The following is a 10671-nucleotide window of genomic DNA, read 5'->3' as shown; positions in this document are numbered from 1 at the left end:
TTTAATTTAGAAAAACCCAATCAGGAAACTGGTTGGGTTTTTTGCTGTGGGCGGTAAAAACGGTAGTACGGGGCGCCGGCGCCGGCCTTGATGGTTTTATGTACGGGCTAGTTGGGTTTATACGCCCCGAACGGCCCTGATTGCCGTGTTCGATAGTGTGGCCCGAAGGGTTGAAGTATTTTGGTGTGGCACGTTCAATAATTATTGGGTTAGCAGGGTTTAATTTACCAATGCTTACGTATGACTTATTGCTCTGTACACTTTTAGCTCTATATTCTTGTTAACCTTTTTTAGAGTTAGAAAAATTAAAATTTGGGCAATTTTAATTTTTGACGTTGATGTTTGGGAAGAGTATCTGATAGCATTGCTCAGATGTCGTCCAAGATTTTGTTGAGATAGGTGACGTGACTAAAAGGGAATTTATAGATAGCACAGTGTTAACGGTAGGAGGCGCCTCGCAATTCATATAACCGCCGGCGAAAAACGAATAGAATTTATAATAAAAAATATAACAATTACAAAAATTAAGGTCCGCCAGCACGCTAAAAAGGTGGCCAATCATAAAATTTTCTCGTGAATCCACGAGTATTATATCTCCCTTAAAAGATGAATCACGCGAAATTTTCGTGAGGTGGGTCGCTCAGCCCCAATCACGCAACAGGGGCAAGGTGTAACCGTATTCATTTGTCCGTTACTAGAATGGAAGAATTCCGAGACCTATTGGGGGTTTAGGATGTTTACTAAAAAAGCGTAATAATTAGGAGAACTTAATGGAAACCAAACCTAACTTTAAACGGAAAGTACTCGCCGTTGCGGTATCGACCTGTATTTTTTCAGCTACGGGTGTTTCTTTCGCCCAAGAGCAAGTTGAAGAGGAAATGATTGTCCGCGGTATTAAGAGCTCGCTTGAGCGTTCTATCGATATCAAACGGGAGTCAAACCAGATTGTCGAAGCCATTACCGCTGATGACATTGGTAAGATGCCTGATCAAAACGTTGCCGAGTCTTTGCAGCGGTTACCGGGTGTTCAGATTGATCGACGTGACGGTGAGGGCACTAAAGTCCGTATTCGCGGTTTGGATCAAAATGTAACGCTGTTAAACGGTAATGGTTTTGTGTCTGGGATGGAATATTTCCAGATCGGAGAATCGAAGACCGAGTACGGCGGTTCGTTAGAGGGAATTCCGTCAGAACTCTTGGGCGGGCTGGAAGTTTATAAAACACCAACCGCTTCGTTGATCGAAGGTGGTATGGGTGGTGTTATTAACTTAAAGACCCGCGACCCCCTCAGCTTAAACGAAATGGTATTTGCTGCTAACTTAAAAATGGATCAGGGCGGAAATTCTGGTGAGGTAAGCCCTTCTGGATTTGTCTTGGCGGGTAATCGATGGGGCGATTTTGCTGCGATCATTTCGTTCGCTGCGAACAAGAAAACTGTTGCAACGGATAGTTATGACGCGGTAACGCGCGGCGTTCGTATGATTAATATGCCGGTAAGCGGTGATGCGTATATTGCACCTGCCCTTGCGTATGTTACAGATTCGGAAATGGAGCGTGAACGCGTAGGTGGAGCATTGAACCTTGCGTGGAGTATTAACGATGATGTCACCGTTGGTTTCGACTGGTTCCACTCTGATTTAAATATCACGGCGGCGTCGTATACCGTTAAGCATACGCTTCGCGATAACAACGACAACCTGAATACTGCAGAAGAAGAAGCAGCAGCTACGTTGTTAGATGTTGGCCAGCCTTTCGATATTTTGACGGGTGCTGTTGTAACAATGGGTGAAGGTGAGATGAACTCTGCCGGTGAAGCTTTTGAAAGCACCGCTGATAACATGGTGCTTAAATTCGAAGCCACACCAAACGACATTGTGAAGCTATCCGGTAATATAACTTATGCATCTTCTGAAACCGATCAGCGTGCAGGGTATGTTGATACGCGGTTCGATCAATATCGTATGACGCGGTGGTTCGGTACTTCAGGGGCGAATGGTACTGCGAACGGCTGGGGTGACTCTCCCGTTCCTAATGCTGATGCACCTGCAGAATCTACCTTCTTTTACGACGCATCTTCAGGCGGTATGCCCACGATTGGGTTTAATGACTATCAGTCTTTATCAAACGAAGCTGGTTTGTTGTATAAGTCTCATTGGGCTCTCGGTTCTACTGCGGATGTGCAAAATGTCTCTATGCGTGGTGATGTAGAGCTAAGTGTTGATAGTACTCGATTGAAGACTATTAAGTTTGGTTTTAGGCATGCAGACGAATCAACCTCTTTCGACGAGCTTCGTTATTTGTCTGACTTTAGTCGTACTGAAGGTGCCATGCATCCTACTATCTACAACACAGACGGATCAGTAAACACCGCATCAAATTTTGATCCCAATACCGCTCCTAGCGATGTATTGAATAATATCGGCGTTCAAGAGGCTCGTTATTTCGATCTTTGTGGGAACGGCGGTATACCTGAAGGAAATATTTGTGACATAGATGGTGATGGTCTTGACGATAATATCCCCTATGGCCCTTATGGTTATTTTGTTGATGCTGCCATTGGTTTGAAATCTTTGGATAACGATCCTGCTACTGACGCGCCTTGGACTACTTCTTCAGGCTTGAATCTCGCTGAAACACTCTATGGTGATAGTGTAAACGATGCTTCCGTCGGTGATGATTACGTCGGACGTTGGTCAAACTCCCCCGGCTACTTACCTTGGGAGACATACGTCGAAAATCCTTCTCGTGCAGTTACCTTAACTGACTTTTTCTCTAGTGGTGCATACAATACCGGTAATCTTGTTGTAGAAAATGCGCAGACTATCGCAAATGACGTGGAAGGTTGGCGTGAAAGCATTACGCCAAACACACCGGGAGCTTGGTTTCAGGTGCCGTTTGAGTCTTGGAAGGTTGAGCAGGTCACTGACGCATTTTATACGGAGTTTGATTTCGAAGGCGCTGACATTCCTTATACTTTGAATGTCGGTCTGCGTGCGGTAAATACTCGTGTTTCCGTAACCAAAGCAACTGTAGATAACCCAGAAGCCACTACATGGTCTATTGCGACCGATGGCTGGAACAGTCAAGGAGTATTGCTCGATTGGGGGAGCTCAACGGAGACTAAATCCTATTGGGATGTATTGCCAAGCCTAAATTACGCGTTGGAACTAAACGACGATTCCAAAATACGCGTAACAGCTGCTAAAGTAATCGCTCGACCTAGCTCTCAAGATTTGGGTAAAGGTTTCTCTAAGAATTTCACACGTAATGATCAGAATGACGTGACTTTCTATCAATTTATTGGGGGTAGCGACGGTAACCCAGAGCTCGATCCCTATCGAGCAAAGCAAGTAGATGCAACTTACGAATGGTATTTTGGTGAGCTGGGTCTAGTGTCAGCGGGTGTATTCTTCAAATCTGTAGATGCGTTTATTGCAGGGGGAAGTGAAGATTTTACAGAGGCTGATGGTAACCCTGCTGGTGGTGGCTTTAGTACGGCGCCTGTAAGCAAGCCTATCAATGGCGATGGCGGTAGTATTAACGGCTTAGAATTCCAGTACCAGCAAGCGTGGGATAACGGTCTAGGTGCAACTTTTAACTATACGTATTCTGCATCCAACACCACGTCATCTACCGACTCAGATCAGAATTATGGTCTTCCTGGTGTTTCAGAAAATGCCTTTAATATCATGGGTTTCTATGAAACGGAGTTAATGAGTGCTCGATTGGCTTACTCGTGGCGTGATGATTACGTTTCACCGAACCGAGCAAATTTTGGCATTGCAAACTCTCCATATACCGTAACAGAAAAGTTTGATGCTTACGGTCAGTGGGATGCACAATTTACTTACAACGTTATGGATAACCTATCGGTTACATTCGAAGGTATAAACTTAACAGAAGAAGATCAAAGTGCTCACCTCGGCTGGAAGGAATTACCCTCTCAGTATATAAATCTTGAGCGACGAGTTGTTCTTGGCGTGACTTACCGTATGTAATTTAACTGCGTAGAATTAATGGCGCGCCCGAAAGGGCGCGCTTTTTTAATTTTGGGGCCTACATAATGCAAGAAGAATTAGGGAAAATTGTTATATTGGGCGGAGGTACCGCTGGATGGCTCGCTGCTGCGGCACTAAGTAAAGCGTTAGCACCATTAAACGTAAAAATAGTGCTCGTTGAATCTGAAGAGATAGGCGCAGTGGGTGTCGGCGAGGCAACGATTCCTCCTATCGTAAATTTTATTAAATACTTGGGTATAGACGAAGCCGAGTTTATGCACGAGGTCTCTGCGACCTATAAGTTGGCGATTAAATTTACCGATTGGTACGAGAAAGGCGAAAGTTATTGGCACCCTTTCGGGTCGGTTGGTTTAACCTTAGACGGACAGTCTTTTCACGATAATTGGTTGAATGCAAAAAAAGCCGGGCTTAGCACCGCATATACAGATTATTCTCCTGCGGTTCATTTGTGTAACTATAATAATTTCTATGACCCGAACAAAGCTCCCGAAGATTCTTTTTTGGCGGGTGCCAGTTACGCATGGCAATTCGATGCCATCAAGGTAGCGAGGTATATGCGGGGTTACGCAGAAAAAAAGGGTGTTCAGCGCGTAGAAGGAATTGTCGAAAGTGCGATACAGGCTCCGAGTGGTGATATTAGCGCACTGAAAATGTTAAACGGAACAGAAATTCATGGTGATTTTTTTATTGATTGTAGTGGCACCGCCGGGGTTTTGATTGATAAGGTATTGGGTGTTCCTCTCGTTGATTGGAGCGATAATCTTCCTTGTGATAGGGCTGTAACGTGCCAAACTAAGAGCGCTGAGAATTGGGCGCCATACACTACATCAGTTGCGCGTGACGCTGGTTGGACCTGGGAAATACCGTTGCAGAATAGAGTTGGAAATGGTTATGTATATTCCAGCGTATTTTGTGATGATGAAACGGCCCAGAATACATTGCTTCAGTCTATATCAGGCGAAATTATTACAGAACCAAAATTTATTTCATTCTCTACGGGGCGGCGAGAAAATATTTGGTATAAAAATTGTTTGTCGCTAGGTTTATCTTCTGGATTCGTCGAACCTCTGGAGTCGACGGCGATTCATCTGGTAATGAAAGGTGTAAGAACGTTTGTTGATCTGTTACCAAAAAAAACTGCTTCGCCCGTTTTAGCGAATGAATATAATCGTTTAATGAATAGTCTTTATGACGATGTCCGTGATTTTGTTATACTTCATTACTGTACTTCGAATCGAACGGATAGTGAGTTTTGGAGGCACTGCAAAAATATGGTGATCCCCGGCCGATTGAAAGAAAGAATTGAACTGTATCGAGAGGAGGGAAGGTTGTACCATAACCCAGAAGATCTATTTAAACCTCCTAGTTGGCATGCCGTGTTTGACGGAATGCATGTTCACCCCCTTAGCTACAACCCATTTGTTAATAATGTTGATGTTGAAGAAATTAAAGGTGTTCTGGGGCAGGTGAATGGCTTGATGGATAAAATGGCAAAAGGATTGCCGCCCCATAAAAAGTACGTTCAAGAACTTCTAAAGAAAAGGTAAATTATCACACGAGCCCGATATTGTTATATGGCTCGTGTGGTCGACAATTTTTTCGGCGGCGCTGATGTTATCTTGACTCCAAATAGTCCAGCCAGCTCAAAACGATATCATTGTAACTGACCACTCCAATAACATCTTGGTTTTCGATTACAGGTGCAGACGATAAGCCAAAAGAATTAAAGAGGCGAGCACAGTATTTTATATCCATACCGGGGCGCACGGCGATAACGGGCTTGGCCATAATTTCGTAACAATTTACGCGCTCTGGCGATCGGTCCTTGGCAATCACATGTTTTGCTATATCAGAAAGTAGCACCTGGCCCCACTCATCACTTTCGTCGCGTTTTTTGATAACCACTTTTTTATAGTCATTATCATTCATGATATTAAGGGCTTCTGATACCGTTGTTAGGCCGTCTACAATTGCGAAACGCTGGTTCATTACATCACGGCAAGTAATCACTTTGCGGGTCATAGTTCTTCCTCGATAATTTCTGAAAGTTCACGTGCTTGGTGGGCTATACCTACCGCGTCTTCTACATCAATTTGAATGGCGATACCGGTGCCAGGCGATGAATCGAACTCGCCTATTTTTTCGATGCACTCTAGAATTTGCCTGCTTAGGTGTTCTTCGACTAGAAACAAAATTACGTCTCTTTGGGTTTCGAGAGATAAACCAAAAAATGTTTTCTTCTGCGTTATTCCTTCGCCGCGAGCATTGTTAATGATTGTTGCTCCCGTAGCGCCAGCGGCGCGAGCGGCATCCATTATTACATCGGTTTTCGCGTCTTCAGCGAATACCACGAGAAGTTTAAAGCGCATGTTTACACCTCATTGATTTTGTTTGCAGTGGGTCGGGAATTCTTGGTTCTACTGGATTTAAAATTAGCAATTTGTGCGTAGGCCATAACAGACATTATTGGAAAAAGGCTGGCAAAAGCAATTAAGCCAAAGCCGTCAATCAGTGCGCTACGACCGGGAATATTCTCAGCGAGCCCTAAGCCGAGAGCTGCGACGAGAGGAACCGTAACCGTCGACGTTGTGACGCCGCCGGAGTCGTAAGCGAGCGGAACAATAAGCTTTGGTGCAAACGTGGTTTGTATAACTACTATTATGTAGCCTGCGACGATAAACCAATGGATGGGATAACCCGTCACGATACGCCAAGCGCCTAATGTTATACCGACGGCAACGCCGATAGCGACGGCTATTCTAAGCCCCCAAATTCCGATGGCTCCGCCAGATACTTGGTTAGCTTTAATTGCGACAGCAATAAGTGAGGGTTCTGCGATTGTGGTGCTAGCTCCAATGGAAAACGCAAAAAGATAGACCCAAAGGTAGCCAACGGTAGGGTCGTTAAGTGCCGTTAGCTGTTCCGCCATTAGGCGGCCGACTGGGAATAGGGCTTTTTCGAGGCCAAGTAGGAAAAAGGTGAGCCCTAGTAGCACCAAGAAAAAGCCCATAACCACTTGGGGTAGTGCAGGTATTTTTTTTCTGATAACAATTATTTGAAAGCCAAAAATAATCGCGACGATGGGGATAACGTCGCGCGTAGTGGCTAGCAAAACTTTGAAAAACTCGGTAACGAGGTCCATAGCTATGGGCGTCCGTTATCGGTATAGCTGAGTTTTTTCATGGTTTTGTAATCCGTGTAAAGTTAAAGCAATATGCCGTATAACATGACAAAAATCATGGGCGTAAGCGAGGCGAATGCGATCAAGCCAAATCCATCTATCATAGGGTTGCGTCCCTTTATTGAGGATGCTAGACCAACGCCTAAGGCCGTAACTAATGGAACTGTGATGGTGGAAGTGGTTACGCCACCACTGTCGTAAGCAATACCTATAATTTCATCCGGCGCGAATACGGTTATAACGATAACGGTGATATATCCACCAATAATTAAATACTGTATGGGCCAGCCCTTAACAATACGAAATACTCCGATAACAATAGCGATACCTACACTGAAAGCGACAGTCAGTCGAAGGCCGTCCGCATATTGGCTTCGGGCGGCGTCAGAATTGCTGATGACACCGCCTCCTGCGGCGACATTTGCAGCTTCAGCCGCTACTGCTATTAACGCCGGTTCAGCGATAGTTGTGCCAAAGCCTAGGCAAAAAGCAAAGATGAGTAACCACGTAAGGCTGCCTTTTTGTGCGAATGCATTTGCCATGCTTTCGCCTACAGGGAATAGCCCGATTTCCAGGCCTCGTATAAACAGCGTGAGGCCGATAACTACAAATAACAGCCCTGTTAATATGCTAATGATATTGGGTAGGGGCTGTTGAAGGACGACAGCTTGAAAGAAAGCAATAACGAGTACGATAGGAAGGAGGTCTCTAGCACTGCTTAATACGGCGGTAATTAACGCTTTCATAGTGGAGTTAGCTATTCAATAAAGTGGTGATGCTGTATGCCCCTTAAGCAGGGCCTAGCAAATCTAATTTTAGTATAACCGTAAAGTCTCATGTGTTTGATTAAACGTGTTTGGCTTTAATCAATTTGAGCGTATTCAATTAACGTAAATCTAATAATGGGAAGACTGTATAGGTGTCATTGGAGGTGTCGGCCTATTTAACTGCTTACCGTCGATTTCGACCTTTTACTATGAAGTCGTGTCGTTAGACGCTCGTATAGCCCGAATGTAGTTGCATATTATAAGGCATAGCGTGTGTGCTAGACCATTTTGGGGGCGTAAAATCAAGCAGCAGAGCTGTTCTACGCTTATGATAGAATGCTTGGTCTATTCACTGGCCCACTGTTGGAGTGCCTCCTTATGTCCTTAATACTCGGAGTAGATCCCGGTTCTCGCAAGATGGGCTATGGCATTATCAATAATGTTGGCGTTAAGATCACGTACGTCGCCAGCGGTATTGTTCGTATTCCACAACCATTATTGGTGGCCGATTGTTTAGCGGAGCGTCTAAAGATTATTTTTGATTCGCTCACTGAAGTTATTGAGCGTTACCAGCCCCAAGAATTTGCCATTGAGCAGGTTTTTATGTCTAAAAGCGCCTCATCGGCATTAAAGCTGGGGCAAGCTAGAGGCGCGGCGATTGTAGCTGCGGTAAATCAAAATTTACCCGTTGCCGAATACGAAGCTCGGAAAGTAAAGCAAGCGGTGGTTGGAACGGGTGCCGCTGATAAACTTCAAGTGCAACACATGGTAAAAACCTTGTTGGCGCTGCCAACGGCTCCGCCAGAAGATGCTTCTGATGCGCTGGCTGTGGCCATTTGCCATGCTAATACCTTCAATAATTTAGTCCGTATGGCTGGTGCGAAAAAGTTTCGACGTGGTCGAGCGGTATAATCTTTTAAGTTACCTCGGTTAGGATACCTCAGCATTATGATCGGTCGATTAAATGGCGTGTTGGTTGAAAAGCAAGCGCCTCACTTAATGGTAGATATTCAGGGCGTTGGTTATGACTTGCTCGCACCTATGTCGACTTTCTACCGTCTCCCCGACATTAATCAGCCGGTGCTGCTTTATACTCATTTCGCTGTTAGTGAAACGTCTCAGCAATTATTTGGTTTTATTTCGAGTCAAGATCGCGACTTTTTCCGTCTATTAATAAAAGTGAACGGCGTGGGTCCTAAAATGGCGGTTGGCATAATGGCTATTGAGCGAGATGACATTGTGAGATGTATTATGGACGATAATATTGCCGCTCTTGTCAAGGTGCCTGGCGTTGGTAAAAAAACGGCCGAAAGGCTCATTATTGAAACGCGTGATAAATTAAAAAATTGGACGACCAGCAATTCCGCTAATGATAGTACGGCTCTACCCTTAACGGCAGAAAACGGCGGGCGTGGGCATAGCGTACTGATTGAAGAAGCCGAAAGCGCACTTGTTGCCTTGGGTTATAAGCCCGCTGAAGCAGCGAAAGCTGTATCGCGAGTAATGACGACCGACATTAGCCGAAGTGAAGACCTGATCAAGCTGGCTTTGCGGAGCATGATACCGTCTTAACGCCATTAGATGAAAATTTGAAATAAAACTATGATTGAACAAGATCGGATAATTGATGGCGTGGCGCAGCCGAGAGAAGAGCAGCTCGACCGAGCTGTTCGTCCGAAAACGCTCGAAGAATATGTTGGCCAGCCTGTTGTGCGTGAGCAAATGGAAATATTTATAGGGGCTGCTCGTGCGCGTAAAGAGGCGCTCGATCATACACTTGTTTTCGGGCCTCCAGGGCTTGGGAAAACGACGTTAGCGAATATTATCGCCACGGAAATGGGCGGTGATTTAAAAACCACTTCTGGCCCGGTGCTCGATAAGGCCGGTGATATAGCCGCGCTTTTGACGAACCTCGAGCCTGGCGATGTATTGTTTATTGACGAAATTCATCGTTTAAGTGCCGTTGTAGAAGAAACTTTATATCCCGCAATGGAAGATTTTCAGTTGGATATTATGATAGGTGAGGGCCCTGCGGCCCGGTCTATAAAGCTGGATTTGCCGCCTTTTACATTGGTGGGAGCAACAACTAGGGCGGGATTGCTAACCTCTCCATTGCGTGACCGTTTCGGCATTGTGCAGCGCTTAGAGTTTTATAATGTCACAGATCTTACGTATATCGTTACGCGCAGCGCCGAGCTAATGGGTATTACTATTGAGCAAGGAGGCGCTGTAGAAATTGCGCGACGCTCGCGCGGCACGCCTCGTATAGCGAATAGGTTGCTCCGCCGCGTTCGTGATTATGCCGAGGTGAAAGGTAACGGTGTTGTGAGTAGCGAGATAGCCGATCTTGCATTAAATATGCTGAACGTCGATAACCATGGCTTTGATCACATGGATCGCCGATTATTATTGGCGCTGATAGAGAAGTTTTCGGGGGGGCCGGTAGGGGTTGATAGCTTGGCGGCAGCGATTAGCGAAGAACGCGACACCATTGAAGATGTGCTTGAACCCTATTTAATTCAGCAAGGGTATATTATTCGTACTCCTCGAGGCCGAATGGCCACTGAAAATGCTTACTTACACTTTGGTTTGCCAGTGCCTAGCGATGATTAAAGTGGCGAGAAAAGACGTTGCTTCCAGTATTGCCTGTGAGCGATTAAATTTTTTATTTAAAGTGAATTTTCACTCCGGGTAAGCGTCTATC

9 protein-coding genes are annotated in these 10671 nt (G+C 45.2%); 5 read left to right on the top strand and 4 right to left on the bottom strand.

Annotated elements, in window-relative coordinates; genetic code table 11:
• The first annotated feature begins 770 nt into the window (after positions 1 to 770).
• Both H5647_RS20675 and H5647_RS20670 read left to right on the top strand, forming a co-directional pair.
• Positions 771 to 3998 (top strand): TonB-dependent receptor domain-containing protein, encoded by a 3228-nt coding sequence (locus H5647_RS20675; RefSeq protein WP_045860881.1) that lies wholly within the window; start codon positions 771 to 773, stop codon positions 3996 to 3998.
• Positions 3999 to 4063: 65 nt separating this feature from the next.
• Positions 4064 to 5566 carry a tryptophan halogenase family protein gene (locus H5647_RS20670; RefSeq protein ID WP_045860880.1) on the top strand — a complete coding sequence of 501 codons (1503 nt, stop codon included), beginning with the start codon at positions 4064 to 4066 and terminating at the stop codon, positions 5564 to 5566.
• Positions 5567 to 5633: 67 nt separating this feature from the next.
• Here H5647_RS20670 and H5647_RS20665 read toward each other — a convergent pair whose 3' ends face one another.
• The 4 genes from H5647_RS20665 to H5647_RS20650 form a co-directional block, all read right to left on the bottom strand.
• On the bottom strand, positions 5634 to 6041 hold the full coding sequence (locus H5647_RS20665; protein WP_045860879.1) for a CBS domain-containing protein: 408 nt from the start codon (positions 6039 to 6041) through the stop codon (positions 5634 to 5636).
• Complete coding sequence (locus H5647_RS20660; RefSeq protein ID WP_045860878.1) at positions 6038 to 6388, bottom strand: P-II family nitrogen regulator; 351 nt, start codon at positions 6386 to 6388, stop codon at positions 6038 to 6040. The genes H5647_RS20665 and H5647_RS20660 overlap by 4 nt, the downstream gene beginning before the upstream one ends.
• A 2-nt stretch (positions 6389 to 6390) precedes the next feature.
• Positions 6391 to 7161 carry a DUF1538 domain-containing protein gene (locus H5647_RS20655; RefSeq protein WP_045860877.1) on the bottom strand — a complete coding sequence of 257 codons (771 nt, stop codon included), beginning with the start codon at positions 7159 to 7161 and terminating at the stop codon, positions 6391 to 6393.
• A 62-nt stretch (positions 7162 to 7223) separates the two neighbouring features.
• A complete protein-coding gene (locus H5647_RS20650) occupies positions 7224 to 7946 on the bottom strand; it encodes a DUF1538 domain-containing protein (protein ID WP_045860876.1) in 723 nt (240 codons plus the stop codon).
• 399 nt (positions 7947 to 8345) lie between these two features.
• Between H5647_RS20650 and ruvC the strand changes: the two genes are divergently transcribed.
• The 3 genes from ruvC to ruvB are packed head-to-tail and all read left to right on the top strand — an operon-like array spanning position 8346 to position 10580.
• Positions 8346 to 8879, top strand: coding sequence for a crossover junction endodeoxyribonuclease RuvC (gene ruvC, locus H5647_RS20645; RefSeq protein WP_045860875.1), 534 nt, complete (start codon positions 8346 to 8348; stop codon positions 8877 to 8879).
• Positions 8880 to 8915: 36 nt separating this feature from the next.
• On the top strand, positions 8916 to 9539 hold the full coding sequence (ruvA, locus tag H5647_RS20640) for a Holliday junction branch migration protein RuvA (RefSeq protein WP_045860874.1): 624 nt from the start codon (positions 8916 to 8918) through the stop codon (positions 9537 to 9539).
• A gap of 30 nt (positions 9540 to 9569) precedes the next feature.
• Positions 9570 to 10580, top strand: a complete 1011-nt coding sequence (gene ruvB, locus H5647_RS20635; RefSeq protein WP_045860873.1) for a Holliday junction branch migration DNA helicase RuvB — start codon at positions 9570 to 9572, stop codon at positions 10578 to 10580.
• The last annotated feature ends 91 nt before the right edge of the window (positions 10581 to 10671 follow it).

Source organism: Teredinibacter purpureus (assembly GCF_014217335.1).
Taxonomy (GTDB): Bacteria; Pseudomonadota; Gammaproteobacteria; order Pseudomonadales; family Cellvibrionaceae; genus Teredinibacter; species Teredinibacter purpureus.
Note: the sequence above shows the minus strand (reverse complement) of the source record. Positions and strands in the feature narration are given on the sequence as shown.

What these genes read in the sequence shown, in the direction of transcription:
- ruvC (WP_045860875.1), top strand. Translation starts at nt 8,346, where the DNA reads ATGTCCTTAATACTCGGAGTAGATCCCGGTTCTCGCAAGATGGGCTAT.
- ruvB (WP_045860873.1), top strand. Translation starts at nt 9,570, where the DNA reads ATGATTGAACAAGATCGGATAATTGATGGCGTGGCGCAGCCGAGAGAA.
- ruvA (WP_045860874.1), top strand. Translation starts at nt 8,916, where the DNA reads ATGATCGGTCGATTAAATGGCGTGTTGGTTGAAAAGCAAGCGCCTCAC.
- H5647_RS20670 (WP_045860880.1), top strand. Translation starts at nt 4,064, where the DNA reads ATGCAAGAAGAATTAGGGAAAATTGTTATATTGGGCGGAGGTACCGCT.
- H5647_RS20660 (WP_045860878.1), bottom strand. Translation starts at nt 6,388, where the DNA reads ATGCGCTTTAAACTTCTCGTGGTATTCGCTGAAGACGCGAAAACCGAT.
- H5647_RS20650 (WP_045860876.1), bottom strand. Translation starts at nt 7,946, where the DNA reads ATGAAAGCGTTAATTACCGCCGTATTAAGCAGTGCTAGAGACCTCCTT.
- H5647_RS20655 (WP_045860877.1), bottom strand. Translation starts at nt 7,161, where the DNA reads ATGGACCTCGTTACCGAGTTTTTCAAAGTTTTGCTAGCCACTACGCGC.
- H5647_RS20675 (WP_045860881.1), top strand. Translation starts at nt 771, where the DNA reads ATGGAAACCAAACCTAACTTTAAACGGAAAGTACTCGCCGTTGCGGTA.
- H5647_RS20665 (WP_045860879.1), bottom strand. Translation starts at nt 6,041, where the DNA reads ATGACCCGCAAAGTGATTACTTGCCGTGATGTAATGAACCAGCGTTTC.